Source organism: Methylobacterium sp. Leaf125 (genome assembly GCF_001423085.1).
GTDB lineage: Bacteria > Pseudomonadota > Alphaproteobacteria > Rhizobiales > Beijerinckiaceae > Methylobacterium.
The window spans coordinates 91,122-104,010 of sequence record NZ_LMNU01000001.1 but is presented as its reverse complement, the minus strand read 5'-3'; the positions used below and the strand labels follow the sequence as shown (position 1 = coordinate 104,010).

General features: G+C 71.1%; 18 protein-coding genes. 6 read left to right on the top strand and 12 right to left on the bottom strand.

The window, feature by feature from the left end; genetic code table 11:
* Window positions 1-10: 10 nt before the first annotated feature.
* Window positions 11-265 (top strand): type II toxin-antitoxin system RelE/ParE family toxin, encoded by a 255-nt coding sequence (locus ASF58_RS00470; RefSeq protein ID WP_055946015.1) that lies wholly within the window; start codon window positions 11-13, stop codon window positions 263-265.
* A 56-nt stretch (window positions 266-321) separates the two neighbouring features.
* Window positions 322-696: a helix-turn-helix transcriptional regulator gene (locus tag ASF58_RS00465; RefSeq protein ID WP_055946011.1), complete on the top strand. Its 375-nt coding sequence runs from the start codon at window positions 322-324 to the stop codon at window positions 694-696.
* Here ASF58_RS00465 and ASF58_RS00460 read toward each other — a convergent pair.
* From ASF58_RS00460 to ASF58_RS00450, 3 genes are read right to left on the bottom strand one after another with little or no spacing between them, the layout of a single operon-like run.
* Window positions 693-1,148: an NlpC/P60 family protein gene (locus ASF58_RS00460; RefSeq protein ID WP_055948495.1), complete on the bottom strand. Its 456-nt coding sequence runs from the start codon at window positions 1,146-1,148 to the stop codon at window positions 693-695. The two genes, ASF58_RS00465 and ASF58_RS00460, sit on opposite strands and share 4 nt — an antisense overlap.
* Before the next feature lie 37 nt (window positions 1,149-1,185).
* Complete coding sequence (locus tag ASF58_RS00455; RefSeq protein WP_055946008.1) at window positions 1,186-2,079, bottom strand: DUF2163 domain-containing protein; 894 nt, start codon at window positions 2,077-2,079, stop codon at window positions 1,186-1,188.
* A gap of 40 nt (window positions 2,080-2,119) precedes the next feature.
* The gene (locus ASF58_RS00450) at window positions 2,120-3,025 is read right to left on the bottom strand and encodes a LysR family transcriptional regulator (RefSeq protein ID WP_055946005.1); all 906 of its coding nucleotides are present in this window, start codon (window positions 3,023-3,025) and stop codon (window positions 2,120-2,122) included.
* A 147-nt stretch (window positions 3,026-3,172) separates the two neighbouring features.
* Between ASF58_RS00450 and ASF58_RS00445 the strand changes: the two genes are divergently transcribed.
* Both ASF58_RS00445 and ASF58_RS00440 read left to right on the top strand, forming a co-directional pair.
* A complete protein-coding gene (locus ASF58_RS00445) occupies window positions 3,173-3,787 on the top strand; it encodes a glutathione S-transferase (protein WP_055946002.1) in 615 nt (204 codons plus the stop codon).
* A 28-nt stretch (window positions 3,788-3,815) separates the two neighbouring features.
* Window positions 3,816-4,766 (top strand): pyridoxamine 5'-phosphate oxidase family protein, encoded by a 951-nt coding sequence (locus ASF58_RS00440; RefSeq protein ID WP_055945998.1) that lies wholly within the window; start codon window positions 3,816-3,818, stop codon window positions 4,764-4,766.
* On the opposite strand, the gene ASF58_RS00435 is transcribed toward ASF58_RS00440, so the two are convergent.
* The 8 genes from ASF58_RS00435 to ASF58_RS00400 are packed head-to-tail and all read right to left on the bottom strand — an operon-like array spanning window position 4,747 to window position 8,400.
* Window positions 4,747-5,400, bottom strand: a complete 654-nt coding sequence (locus ASF58_RS00435; protein WP_055945995.1) for a DUF2460 domain-containing protein — start codon at window positions 5,398-5,400, stop codon at window positions 4,747-4,749. The genes ASF58_RS00440 and ASF58_RS00435 overlap by 20 nt on opposite strands.
* A 20-nt stretch (window positions 5,401-5,420) precedes the next feature.
* A complete protein-coding gene (locus tag ASF58_RS00430) occupies window positions 5,421-5,996 on the bottom strand; it encodes a phage tail tape measure protein (RefSeq protein WP_055945992.1) in 576 nt (191 codons plus the stop codon).
* Between the two features lie 16 nt (window positions 5,997-6,012).
* Window positions 6,013-6,231, bottom strand: coding sequence for a phage tail assembly chaperone (locus ASF58_RS00425; protein WP_055945989.1), 219 nt, complete (start codon window positions 6,229-6,231; stop codon window positions 6,013-6,015).
* On the bottom strand, window positions 6,228-6,551 hold the full coding sequence (locus ASF58_RS00420) for a gene transfer agent family protein (RefSeq protein WP_055945986.1): 324 nt from the start codon (window positions 6,549-6,551) through the stop codon (window positions 6,228-6,230). The genes ASF58_RS00425 and ASF58_RS00420 overlap by 4 nt, the downstream gene beginning before the upstream one ends.
* A complete protein-coding gene (locus ASF58_RS00415) occupies window positions 6,551-6,958 on the bottom strand; it encodes a phage major tail protein, TP901-1 family (RefSeq protein ID WP_055945983.1) in 408 nt (135 codons plus the stop codon). The genes ASF58_RS00420 and ASF58_RS00415 overlap by 1 nt, the downstream gene beginning before the upstream one ends.
* A 48-nt stretch (window positions 6,959-7,006) precedes the next feature.
* Complete coding sequence (locus ASF58_RS00410) at window positions 7,007-7,441, bottom strand: DUF3168 domain-containing protein (protein WP_055945980.1); 435 nt, start codon at window positions 7,439-7,441, stop codon at window positions 7,007-7,009.
* Window positions 7,438-7,806, bottom strand: coding sequence for a head-tail adaptor protein (locus tag ASF58_RS00405; RefSeq protein ID WP_055945977.1), 369 nt, complete (start codon window positions 7,804-7,806; stop codon window positions 7,438-7,440). The genes ASF58_RS00410 and ASF58_RS00405 overlap by 4 nt, the downstream gene beginning before the upstream one ends.
* A 24-nt stretch (window positions 7,807-7,830) precedes the next feature.
* Entirely contained in the window at window positions 7,831-8,400 is a 570-nt protein-coding gene (locus ASF58_RS00400; protein WP_055945975.1) for a hypothetical protein, read from the bottom strand.
* Window positions 8,401-8,440: 40 nt separating this feature from the next.
* On the opposite strand from ASF58_RS00400, the gene ASF58_RS00395 reads away from it, so the two are divergent.
* Both ASF58_RS00395 and ASF58_RS00390 read left to right on the top strand, forming a co-directional pair.
* Window positions 8,441-9,250 (top strand): trypsin-like serine protease, encoded by an 810-nt coding sequence (locus ASF58_RS00395; protein WP_082512740.1) that lies wholly within the window; start codon window positions 8,441-8,443, stop codon window positions 9,248-9,250.
* Window positions 9,251-9,363: 113 nt separating this feature from the next.
* A complete protein-coding gene (locus tag ASF58_RS00390; RefSeq protein WP_244477142.1) occupies window positions 9,364-10,311 on the top strand; it encodes a trypsin-like serine protease in 948 nt (315 codons plus the stop codon).
* Between the two features lie 214 nt (window positions 10,312-10,525).
* Here the strand turns inward: ASF58_RS00390 and ASF58_RS25505 are convergent, their stop codons facing one another.
* Window positions 10,526-12,379, bottom strand: coding sequence for a hypothetical protein (locus ASF58_RS25505; RefSeq protein ID WP_156375497.1), 1,854 nt, complete (start codon window positions 12,377-12,379; stop codon window positions 10,526-10,528).
* Window positions 12,380-12,889: the final 510 nt, after the last annotated feature.

Sequence of the window (12,889 nt, the reverse complement as noted above, 5' to 3'; positions counted from 1 at the left end):
TGTGTCAGAGGTGAAACGGATCGCTTACAGCAAGGCGGCTCTGAAAACGCTGAGCCGGATGCCGGCCAACGTCTCGGCGATGATCTGCGCCAAGATCGCCCTGCTGGCGGCCGATCCGGCCACCCAGGCCAACAACGTGAAGGCCCTCAAGGGCGAGCCGGGAGTCTTTCGCCTGCGCGTCGGCGACTGGCGGGTCGTCTATACGGACCAGGGCGAGATCCTCGCCGTGATCCGGGTCGCCCCTCGGGGCAGCGCCTACGAATGACCTTGCCGAATGGGACACTGCCGGATCGGATTTCCACCCCTGAGGGATTCTCACCCATGAACGCCCAGACCATCGTCACCCCGGCCGGCGAGCGCCTGGTCGTTCTGTCGGAGGCCGATTTCCGCGCCCTGAGCGAGGCGGCCGAGGACAATGCCGACCGCCTCGCGGTCGGGGAGTTCCGCCGCCGGCTCGCTGCCGGCGAGGAGGAGTTGCTGCCCTCCGGGATGGTGGACCGCATCCTCGGCGGGGAGAACCGCATCCGCGTCTGGCGCGAGCACCGCGGCCTCACGGCCCGCGCCCTGGCGGAGGCCGCCGGGATCGCCCAGCCCTTCCTGTCGCAGATCGAGACCGGCAAGCGCGAGGGCACCGTGGACACGCTGCGCCGGATTGCCGAGGTCCTGTCCGCCACGATCGACGACCTCGTCGGCTAGGCCCCACCCCCCACGCCCGGGAAGCGGAAGGCGTGGGCGAGGTGGCGGCGCCACCAGGGCGTCAGGGCCACTTCCGTGACGGCGGCGCCGTCATGGGCGTGGATCATCGTGCCCGCGCCGGTGGCGAGGGCGCAGTGCCGGGCCGGCAGGGAGGCGCGGAAGCGGAACAGCAGCACGTCGCCGGCCCGCGGCGGACCCGCGGCGGGCACGAGGTGGCGCCCGGCCGCCTCCGCCAGGGGATCGCGGCCGGGCGGCGCGGATTCCGCCCAGGACGCGGCGTAGGGCGGGGCCGCCTCGGGCTCCGGGCCGAGGGCCTCGCGCCAGACCCCGCGCAGCAGCCCGAGGCAGTCGCAGCCGACGCCCTTCAGGGAGGCCTGGTGACGATAGGGCGTGCCGATCCAGGTCCGCGCCAGGGTGACGATCGTCTCGGGGGTCATGGTCTCGGATGTCATGGTCTCGGATGTCATCGGTTCAAACGTCATGGCGGCCTCACCGGAACAGGCTGCCGCCGTCGAGGCCCGGGCCGGAGCCGGGGGCGGAGCGCAGCACGAAGTCGTTGCCCGGCAGGTGCGGGAAACCCTGGAAATTCGGCACGTTGGCGAACTTCTCGCGGCAGGTGGCGCGGCGCTTGTCGCAGCCGGCCGTGAGACGGAAGCGGTCGCCCGGCGCCACCGGACGCGGCGGGGCCTGCCAGAGCTCCAGGTGGATCGTCCCCGTCGCGCCGGCTTGGTCGCGGATCTCGGCCTCCTGTCCGGCCTGGCCGTCGCCGATCCAGGCGAGGCGCCCCCCGGCGAACCACCCGTGCGCGAAAGACCCCGTCAGGGCGACGGCGAGGCGGCCGGGCTCCGGCACGGCCAGCACCGTGCCGGTGGTGGCGAACCGGGCGTCGGTGCGGTCCACGCGGCAGCGGGCATCGCCGAGGTCGGCCCCGCAGGTGGCGCGGTAGGTCCGGCCGCGCTCGGCGTCGAGCTGGTCCATCAGCCCGCGCAGCTCGGCCACGAAGGCGGTGCCGGCTCGGCGCACCTCGCCCACCGTGCCGATCGCCAGGAGCAGGCGCGTCTCGGGCCGGTGCCAGTCGACCAGCCAGGTCTCCACCGCGGCGGCGTCGTAGAGCCCGCCGGCGATGTCGGCGTCGGTGAGCCCGACCGCCGAGAGCGCGCCGGCGACCTCGCCGCCACCGATGGCGAAGCCGAGCTCGGTGCTGGCCTCGGCCGCCTCCAGCCCGGAGCGGGCGGCGTAGGTCAGGCCGCCGAAGCGGAGGTCGCGGTCGTGGTCGGTGAAGCCGAGGCGGGCGCCGTCGCGCCGGGTCAGGGCCCAGCAATGGCAGAGCGTGGTCGCCCCGCCGGCGAGATGCGCGGCGAGGTCGGGGGGCAGGTCGCGCATGGTCCAGGCTCCTCGGCAGGCGGTCCGGCCGGCGGGATTCTCAGGCGCGGGCCGGGTTGACCCGCGGGTCGGCCCGGAGCCGCGCCACCGCGAGATCGATGAAGGCCCGCACCTTGGCGGGCGCCCGCCGCCCCTCGGGGCTCACGACGTGGACCGGCATCGCCGCCGCCTCCGGATCGTCGAGGACGAGGCGCAGGCGCCCCTCCGCCACGGCCGGGGCGACCTGATAGGACAGGAGCCGCGCGAGGCCCTGGCCGGCCAGGGCTGCCGCCAGCACGGAATCGATGGTGTTGCAGGTCAGCCGCGGCCGCGACGCAGCGCTCCCAAAACCCAGGCTCCCAAAACCCGGGCTCCCAAAACCCAGGCTCGCCGAGCCGATCACGGCATGGTCGGCGAGGTCCCGCGCCGTCCCGGGAGTCCCGTGCCGGTCGAGGTAGTCCGGCGCGGCGCAGAGTACCCGGCGCACGGTGCCGACCCGGATCGCCGCGAGGCCGGAATCCGCGAGGGGGCCGATCCGGACGCCCACATCGGCCCCCTCCTCGATCATGTTGACGACGCGGTCGAGGAACAGCGCCTGGGCCGAGGCGGCGGCGTGGTGCGCCAAGTATTCGGTCAGCACCGGCAGCACGTAGAGGCGTCCGAACTGCACCGGCGCCGTCACCGTCAGGGTGCCGGAGGGCGTCGCGTAGGAGCCGGCCGCGGCGGCCTCCGCCTCCGCGATCTCCGCCAGGAGGCGCCGGCAATCCTCCAGGTAGCGCGCGCCCGCCTCGGTGAGCTTCACCGAGCGGGTCGTCCGGGTCAGGAGTCGCGCCCCGATCCGCGCTTCGAGGGCCGCTACCGCCCGGGTCACGGCCGGCGGGCTCAGGGAGAGCTGGCGCGCCGCTTCGGCGAAGCCCCCAGCCTCCGCCACGCGGACGAAGACCCGCATCGCCTGCCACCGATCCATGCCGCCCTCCGCCACTCCCGATTATTCCATTCTGTGGAACGGTGGCTTGCAGGGAAAGCGTATTCTGCCCAGGCAGGTGATGGTCTTGAATGCGGATGACGCCGGCGCCCGGCTCGGGTGCCGCCCCTGTCCCCGAGGAGACCTGCCATGAAGCTGTTCCACGTCGCCCTGTCCGGCCACGCCCACCGGGCCCGCCTGTTCCTGTCCTTGGTCGGCCAGCCCTGCGCCATCGTCGAGGTCGACCTCGCCCGGGGCGAGCACCGGGCGCCGGACTTCCTCGCGCTGAATCCGTTCGGCCAGGTGCCGGTGCTCGTCGACGGCGAGACGGTCGTCCCGGATTCCAACGCCATCCTGGTCTACCTGGCCAAGCGCCTCGGCCGCACCGACTGGCTGCCGGAGGACGCGGCCGGCGCGGCGCGGGTGCAGCACTGGCTCTCGGTGGCGGCCGGCCCCATCGCCTTCGGCCCGGCGGCCGCGCGCCTGATCACGGTGTTCGGCGCCGCCTTCGACGCGGCCGAGGTCATCGCCCGGGCCCACGTCATCCTCGGGCGTCTCGAGGCCGAGCTCGCCGGGCGGTCCTGGCTCGCCGCCGACCACCCCACCGTCGCGGACGTGGCGCTCTACAGCTACGTCGCCGCCGCCCCCGAGGGGAACGTCGACCTCGCCCCCTACGGCGCCGTCCGCGCCTGGCTCGCCCGCATCGAGGCCCTGCCGGGCTTCGTGCCGTTCCCCCAGACGCCGGCAGGGCTGCGCGCCGCCTGACCCTCACCCTTTCCGCAGGAGAACAAACATGTCTCCCACCGACGTCCCCTCCCGCTCGCCCACGGAAATCCGTCCCGCCCCGCCCTGGCACGCGGGCGAGACCGCCCTCCAGGCCCGGGTCGGCGTCGCCGAGCGGATGGCCGAGCTCGGCCCCCGCGTGATCCGCGACCACCTGATCGAGCAGCACCAGGCCTTCTATCGCCAGCTGCCCTACGTGGTGCTGGGGACGGTCGACCCGGACGGCGAGGCCTGGGCGACGGTGCGGACCGGGGCGCCGGGCTTCCTCGACGCGCCCGACCCCGCGCACCTGCGGGTCCGGGGGGCGCCCCAGCCCGACGATCCCGCCGAGGCGGGGCTCTCGGACGGTGCCGCCCTCGGCCTCCTCGGGATCGATCTCGGCACGCGGCGGCGCAACCGCCTGAACGGCACGGTGATGCGCCACGGGCCGGACGGCTTCGCGATCCGCGTGGCGCAGAGCTTCGGCAACTGCCCGCAATACATCCGGGTCCGGACGGATCCCGAACCGGTCCCGCCGGCGCCCGCCGCCCCGCAGCGGTCGCACCACCTGGACGCGCAGGCCCGCGCCCTGGTGGCGGGGGCGGAGACGCTGTTCGTGGCGAGCTACGCCGTCGGCGCGGACGGCCGCCGCCAGGTCGACGTCTCGCATCGCGGCGGCCCCGCCGGCTTCGTCCGGGTCGGGGCCGACGGGGTCCTGACGGTGCCGGACTATTCCGGCAACCGGTTCTTCAACACCCTGGGCAACATGCTCGCCAACCCGCGCGCCGGGCTCCTGTTCGTCGACTTCGCGACCGGCGACCTGCTGCAGATGACCGGCCGGCCCGAGGTGGTGCTCGACGCCCCCGATCTCGCGGAGCTTCCCGGCGCCGAGCGCCTCTGGCGCTTCACGCCCCGCACCGTGATCCGGCGCCCGGGCGCCTGGCCGCTGCGGTTCGCCCCGGCTACGGCACGATCTCGATGAGCGGCACCCGCGGGATCTCCCCCGCGGCGAAGGCGGACAGGTCGACGGTGAGGTCGTCGGTGTCGAAGCGGACCGGCACGTCGAAGGCGAAGCCCGCCGTCACCCGCGCCCCCGCCCCCGGCACGGCGTCGGCCGCGAAGGTGAGCCGGCCGGTGGCGGCCTCGCAGGCGACCTGGGCCGCCGGCACCGCGACGCCGTCCACCGCCACCCGCACGCTCTCGGCCACCGGCTTGGCGATGGTCCGGCGATAGGGCGCGGTCCCGGTGCCGTAAGTCTTGGCGAGCTGGAACACGCGGGTGGTCCCGTCCCCGAGGCCGAGGAGCTGGTCGGTGGCCGCGATCCCGCGCGAGGGCGGGCCGGACGTGGCGTCGACGCGGTCGCGGTAGCGGAAGCCGTAGAGCCGGCCCCGCCGCTCCTCGAAGAAGCTCAGCACCGCGTGCAGGGCGTCGAGGGTGCGGATGCCGAAGCCGGCATCGTAGCGCCGGCGGGAATCGGCCCAGCGGCTGTTGCGGTGCTCCCGGCCCGAGGCCAGGGTCACGATCTCGGTGAGGCGGCTGGGGCCGCCGCTGCCGCGCAGGGCGACATCGAGGGGGAAGCGGACCTCGTGGAAGTCGCTCGTCGGGTCGTCGGCCATGGTGCGTTCCTCCGTTCGCCTCAGAGGCCGCGCCGGCCCCGGGCCACCGCCCGGGCGAGGCCGGCAGCCACCTGCGCCTCCGAGCGGCGGAAGCTCTCGAGGTCCGGGGTGGCGATGTGGATGGTCACCGGGGCGGCGGCCTGGCCGCCCGTCGCGACGCCGAGGCGTCCGTCGCTGCCGCGCTTCAGCGGCAGGATCGCCTCCGGCCCGGCCTCGCCCATCAGGCCGAGGCCGTCGCGCATGGGGAAGTAGGTCGGGGCGGCCACCACGCCGCCGGCCGCGAAGGGGCGCACCCGGCCCTGCTGCAGGACTCCGCCGGCGGAGAAGGCCGCGTCCGCGCCGGCTCCGCCGGCCCCGAGCATCCCGTTCACCAGCCGGGTGATCCCGGCCCTGACCGGGCTGAGGGCCGCCTTGGCGGCCATGCCGGAGAGCTTCGTCGCCAGGGTGCCGAGCACGCTGTCGAGCTGGCGCCCGGCCCCGACATTGAGGCTCAGCGCCTTCGACAGGCTCCGGCCGAAGCGCTGGGCGAGCCCGTCGAGGGTCTCCAGCTGCCGGGCGCGGGCGGCGGTGCCGCGGTCGGGGTCGGTCTCGGCCATGGCGGGGTCCCTCGCATCAGGTCGGGTCGGGGAAGCGGGCGATCAGGTCCCGCAGGGCGGCCCCGTCGAGGGCGGTGCGGGGCCCGGTGAGGCCGGCGGCGGCCATCAGTTCGCGCGGCGTGGCGCGCCAGAAATCGCGCGGTCGCCAGCGCAGGCGGGCCAGGCCCAGCGCCAGCACCTCGTCCCACGGGAAGGCGGAGGGCGGCTCCGGCGCGGTCCCGCCCGTGGGGCTCAAGGGGTTTCGGGGGCCTCCCCGAAGGCCGCCGCCAGCACGGCGCCGATCGCCGTCCCGATCGCGTCGAGGTCGCCGGCCAGCGGCAGGGCCGCGACGGCCGCCGCGTCGAGGGCGTGGCCGCCGCCCCGCAGGGCCGCGCCGAGGAGCGCGATCAGGTCGCGGCTCCTGAGCCGCCCGTCGCCGAAGCGGGCGGCGAGGTCGGTGAGGTCGGCGGCCCCGAGGGCGTCCTCGAGCTCGGCCAGGGCCCCCAGGGTGAGGCAGAGGGTGTAGCGCTCGGCGCCCAGGGCCAGGGCCACCTCGCCGCGCCGGCGGTTCGCCATCAGGCGGCCGTGAAGGCGAGGGGGCCGGCCGAGTCGAGGGCCATGTCGAAGGTCACCTCGCCGGCGTGATCCCCCCGGTATTCCAGGCTGGTGATCTGGAAGGCGCCCTCCAGGGTGCCGAAGCCCGGCACCACGATCTGGTAGGTCTCCAGGGTGCCGTCGAAGAACACCTGCCGCAGGCGGGCATCGGAGGCCTCGTCGCGGAACACTCCGGAGCCCGAGAGGGCTGCCCGGCGCACCCCGGCCCCGGCCAGGAGCTCGCGCCAGCGCCCAGCGGAATCGGCGTTCGTCACGTCCACCGTCTCGGCGTTGAAGGCGATCTGCCGGGCCCGCAGGCCCGCCACCGCCAGAAATCCGCTGGCCGTCGAGATGCGGATGAGCAGGTCCTTGCCGCGTTGCGCTGCCATGGGGGGCTCCGAGATCGGGATTCGGGGGCGGGATTCGGGGTTCGGGACTCAGGCGGACAGGCGCTCGGTGATCGCCCGCAGGGTCAGGGTGGCGCGGGCCTCGCCGCTGGCGGGATCGCGCCGCACCGCGATGGCCTCCAGATCGAGGCGCACGAGGGCGTGGCCCGAGAGGGCGAGCGGCGCGTCGAACAGGAGGTCGGCGATGCGCTCGGCGGCATCCACCGCGCTGCGGAGCGAGCCCGGCCGGGCGAAGACCGTCAGGGGGAGGGCGTGCCGGTGGCGCCGGGCGCCGTCGACGGAATCGTCGCGGATCTCGGCGTCCCCGAACAGGGCGTAGACCGGCGCGACGCCCCGGGGCGGCTCGTCGGCGAGGCGCAGGGACCCGCCCATCAGGCGCGCCAGGGGCGCGTCGGTGGCGAGGTAGGCCAGGATGGCGGCGCGCAGGGCCAGGAGCGGACTGGTGGGGGAGGGGGCGAGGCTCATGCGTCGGCCTCGACCATCCGTTCCTCGGCCATCAGTTCCGCGACCTCGCAGACGAGGTCGCGCCGGCGCCCGTCCGGATCGCCCGCGCTGCGCACGGCGAAGCGGCGCGGGCCGCTGGCGAGGCGCATCGCCGGCGTGACCGTGGGGCCGAAGCGGAAGCGGACCCGGTGGGTGGCGACCGCCTCGGCGCGGCCGAAGCGGAGCCGGTCGACCGGGCGCAGGAGCTCGATCGCGCCCCAGAGCAGCGGACCGGCCTCGAACCGACGCACCACGCCGCCGAAGCCGTCCGGCGTCTCCACGGGACGTTCGAGCACGAAGCGGCGGCGGCGCGCGCCGATGGGCACGCGGGTGAGGGGCTGGGGCATGGCGGAGATCTCCGGGACGAGGCGCTAGAGGCGCATCCGCCGCAGCGGCGCGACCAGGGCGGCGAGGGCCGGCGGGGGACCCGCGTCGCCGGGCCCGTCGCCGCGATGCTCGAAGGCGTGGGCCACGAGGAGCCGGATCGCCTGGGCCAGGGCCGGCGGCAGCGGCGGCCCGGCGCCGCCGTAGCCCGCCTCGACCTCGACCAGGGCGGCGCGCCGGTCGAGGGCCGGCACCGCCGGGTCGACGACGAGGCCCGGCGTCTCGATCCCGTCCGGGCCGAGCCGGACGAGCCCGGCGGCGAGGTCGGTGACGCTGCCGCCGGGGTCGACGAGGCCTGCCCGCGCCACCGCCACGAGGGGGCTGAGCGGCAGGGGCAGCCAGCCGTCGCCGGGCCAGGCCGTGAGCATCAGCCGATAGCGCCCCGGCGTCAGGATGCGCCGGGTGGCCACCTCCACCTGTGCCCGGGCGGCCGCGATCAGCCGCTCCACCAGGGGATCCTCGGCGCCGCCGTCATCCGGGTCGAGGCGCAGGACGCCGCGCATCTCCGCCAGCGTCACCGGCTCGACGAAGGCGCTGTCGACGCGTAGTGGGGTCATCGTCGTCTCCGTGTGGGGGCCGTCCAGGAAAGGGATCGCGATGGCGCGCAACGCTGGCCGGACCCGCCGCGCGACGCGGCGCGGGGGCCTCGCCTCGCTGAGATCCCTGATCCTGCCGGGGTCCCTGCTGGGGGCCCTGCTGGTTCTGAGTCCGCAGGTCTCCGGGCCGGCCGGCGCCGTGGTGGGCGGCCGCCCCGCCCCCGAGGCGGCGGGCTCGGCCGTGATGGTGCTGTCCGCGAATGGCGGCGTCTGCACCGGCATCGTCGTGGCCCCGGACGCGGTGCTCACCGCCGCTCACTGCGTGGCGGCCCGCGCCGAGCACCGGGTGCACTACAAGGACGCGACCGGCGCGCCGGTGCTGGCCGAGATCGCCGCCCGCGCGCTCCATCCGGGCTACGATGCCGGCGCGGTGGCGGGCCGCCGGCGCTCGGTCGACCTCGCCCTGGTGCGCCTGGCCAGCCCCCTGCCGGCCCGCTTCCTACCGGCCGCCCTCAGCGCCGCGATGCCGCGGGCCGGCGAGCGCCTGACCCTGTCCGGCTACGGCGTCGCCGCCGCCGGGGACGCACGCAGCACGGGCACCTATCGCAGCGTCGAGCTCGGCGTGATCGAGCCCCACGGACCGAGCCGCATCCTGGTCTGGCTCGGGGCCGGTCCCGGCGGCGCCAGCGCCTGCCAGGGCGATTCCGGCGGGCCGATCGGCGTCGGGCCCGCCGTCCTCGCCGTCTCCGCCTGGGCCGCCGGCAAGGCCTGCGGCGGCGTCTCCCAGGGCGTCCTCCTCGGCCCGCAGCGCGACTGGATCGACCGGACCCTGTCGGGCTGGGGCAGCGCCGCGCTTTGGTCCGGCGCCTGAGCGGATCCGTCGGGACGAAACGTCCACGGAACCAGAGCTTGGCCGAGCCATTGCGTTCCGATAGGCTCCACGCCGTTCTCGTCCAGAACATCGCCGGACGCGGGAGAGACACGATGTTGCCGACCGCGTTGCGCAAGGCTGCCTTCAACACGATGACGGCCCCGAACAAGCAGGCTGCCCCCGGCAAGGCTGGGCGCTCCCAGACCCGTCCCACCCGCCTCCGGTTCGGAGCTGCGGCGCTGGCCGCGGCCCTCGGCGCGCTGGCGCCCCTGCCGGCCTTCGCGGTGATCAACGGCGAGGTGTCGCGCGATCCCAACGGCCTGCGCGCCTCGGTGGTGCGGATCGAGAGCACCCAGGGCGAGATCTGCTCGGGCACGCTCATCGCCCGCGACCTCGTGCTCACCGCCGCCCACTGCGTCATGCACCAGGCCGGCTACAGCGTGGTGGCGGTCGACCGGGCCTTCCGCCAGCGCCGCATCAACGCGATCGCCTTCGCCATGCATCCCGACTTCGTGCCCGGCACCACGCCGGAGGACCAGCCGGGCATCGACCTGGCGCTGATCAAGCTCGCCGAGCCCCTGAGCGACGATTTCCAGCCCCTCGATCCCCGCGGCGGCGCCATCAACACCGGCGACGCCGTCGACATCGCGGGCTTCGGCGTGGTCGCGGAGAACCGGCGCAACACCGCCCGGACCCTGCGCCAGGCCCACCTCGTCTCCATCGGCTCGCTGCAGGTCGCCAACCGGGTCACGGTGGTCACCGACCGCCGCCGCATGGCCGAGACGGCGGGCGCCGGCGCCTGCCTCGGCGATTCCGGCGGGCCGATCCTGCGCGGCGGCCCCGGCGGCTACCAGATCGTCGGCGTGGTGAGCTGGTCCAGCGGCGCCATGCGCCAGGACCGGAAGGCCCGCACCGCCTGCGGCGGCTTCACCGCCGTGACGCCCACCGGCGAGCATGCCGGCTGGATCAACGCCCGCGCGGCCGAGTTCGCCCGCATGCCCTCCGGCGCCGCCATCGGCGCGACCCGGTCCGACTGGATGGCCAAGCCGGGCCGGCGCTAGGGCGCTCGAGCCGCCGCCAGGCCGCCCTGATCTCGACCCGCCTTAGCTTCACTTTGGCTGAATGGGATACTGACCTAAACGCACGCCCAAAACAGGAAAGTTGTCTGAATCTCCTGCAATCCTGAGTGCCTCAAGTCAGTGAAGGATGCCTCGTGAGCCTGAGAAATGGCTCGTGACGGCCCTTCAAACGAGACTGCCAAAGTCGTGCTCGGTCTTATCGACCCTTGGCCGACCAATTCAAGCCGTAGGTGAAGTTGGCCGCAGCTTGGTTGGTGTAGAGGGTAAAGTTTCGGGTCGATCGAGACTTGATGCTCACCGGTCCAACTGGCGTGCTGCCATGTTCGGTCTGAAGATTTAGGAATGGAGTTTCTAGAAAAAACGGTTGGCCGTTCGATCGGAGGGGTAATTGAACTGAGTTCATACCAGCGCTATCCGAAGTCAGTACGGAGTAGCCGGAGAAATCGTAGCGACCCGCGCTGTCAACAGTCCCGCCGTGCGCTGCCGCATCAGTCTGGCTGATCTGCTTTTGCTGCTCGGTGCTGCCTTGATAGACGATTTTTGGCCCACCTGCCCACGAGAGCCAACGCGTCCCGGTCTCGAAGCACTGGTTCGACACTGCACCCGCAAGGCGGAAGCCGTTTCCGGTCTCGCCGTAGGTCGTCACGATGTTATTCTGTAGCACGATGCTCGTACAGCCGGCGCCGACGTTCACGAGGCAGGAGTTGTTCATGTACTGCGTAGCGAGCTGAGTCGCGTTGACCACAACATCACTGCAAGTCTCGAAATTCATGATCGACCGCTCCCAACCTTCGGGAAGGGGCGTATTGTCGAAATAGTAAATTCGGTCCACAGCAATATTGTAGCGGGCATGATAAATCCAAAAGCCGCCGTTTATTCTTACGTTCGTGCAGTTTTTCATTTGTATGGCCATGCCTAGGCCTTCCCAATCGCAGTTGTCGAAAGACCAGAGCAGGCTCCTGTATCCACTGCTACCATCGTTGCCGAGACCGTTATGGTTGACGTTGATCAGACCATCACCGTTGTATGCTGCGCAGGCGAAGAACGACTGACCCTCAATGGAGCAGCGGTCACCCTGAAAATCCCAGCCCCAACGGTAGTTTGAGACCAAGACGTTGTAGTAGCGATGCGAGAATATGCCGTAGGTGGCAGCCTGGGTGCCCCACACTTGCACACCACCATTCGATTGCTTGACAAAATCGGGTCCAGACACAACGACGTTTGAAAAATCGACGCCACGCCCGATGTTCTTTAGGCCGACTCCGGCCGGGAAGAAGTGGAACGAACAGTTCTGAACGATCAACGCGTTGAGGAGGCCGTTGCTGGCAGAGTGGTGCGCAAACAAACCAAAACTATTTGTTTTGTCGGTGGCATTGTTTTTAAATGCAATGTTTTGAAGCGAGAGCGTCCTCGACGAGCCAGTGGTCCAGTTGCCCTGCATCAGAGCGCTTTGCGCTCCGCCTGTCACGCTGATTTTGGTGATCAAGCCCGGAGCGCCCGTGAGGTGAAGGTCAACGTTCGTCGCGTCGATCGGATTTGTGATCAAGGCCTCACAGGCAGGCAGGACGATGATGGCGCGACCGTTGAAGGCCGAAGCCTGAAGATCGATATCACGCTGAATGGCGAGGCCGTCGATCTCTTCATTAAGAGTCTGACATCGCGGGAATACCGCCTGAGCTGCGGCCACGCTGGGATAAAAATTTTTGACAGGATGGGAGTTACCGTCACCGATAAATCCTAGCTCACGATAGGATGTCGTTTTTTGTGAGACGCTCGGATGAAAATTATCATCGTGCCAAATCTTGCGCCACGGCGTGATGCCATTACCCATTGTCTTGCGAACAAAGAAATTGTTGTTGTCGAAGGACCCTCCTGCTATCTGCATGGCGTAATATTCATTTAGATTTGTGTGCGTGGAAGAAATAAGATGGGCCCAGCTGTTACTGTTCTCTGGCCAGCCCTCTGCCTTGGTGGCCGTTTCTGTTTGAAAAAAGCCGCTGCCAACCCGGACAGCAATATTTTCGGCGTTCGTGGTATCGATCGTGGGCATTCGCGTGTTCCTACTTTTTGAAAACAATGAGGAGCAGCGTGTTGGCTGTCCCTCATGATCGTTACTGAGTTGGAAGAGAACCCTCAGATCTCCGAGCGTGAGCGCCCGATTTCGTGACAGGTCCAGGCATGCATCGTAGGGATGAATTTCTGTATCGGATATGCTGGATTTACTTTGGTTTATGATAAAGATCTAACATATATAATTATAGTGTGGTAATATAGTAAGAGTTATTCTGGATTATTACCGTCTGGTGAGTGTCATCATGGATGATCTTGGCAGGTATGCCGAGGGCGATGTGTGGCTCGCCATGAAGAACGAACACAGGGACTGTTCTGAGCGCCCTGCCAAATTTAAGAAGGGTCGATCCCGTGCATTGGGAATCGGTTCACCAACCCGCTACACTAGGCTCCAACTTCTGAAGTCCGCCGAGCCCGTCGTCATGCAAAGACTTGGGCCGAACCCGGACATTGATCTGCGTTCTTCGGAGCGGACGCCCCCGGGCCCGGG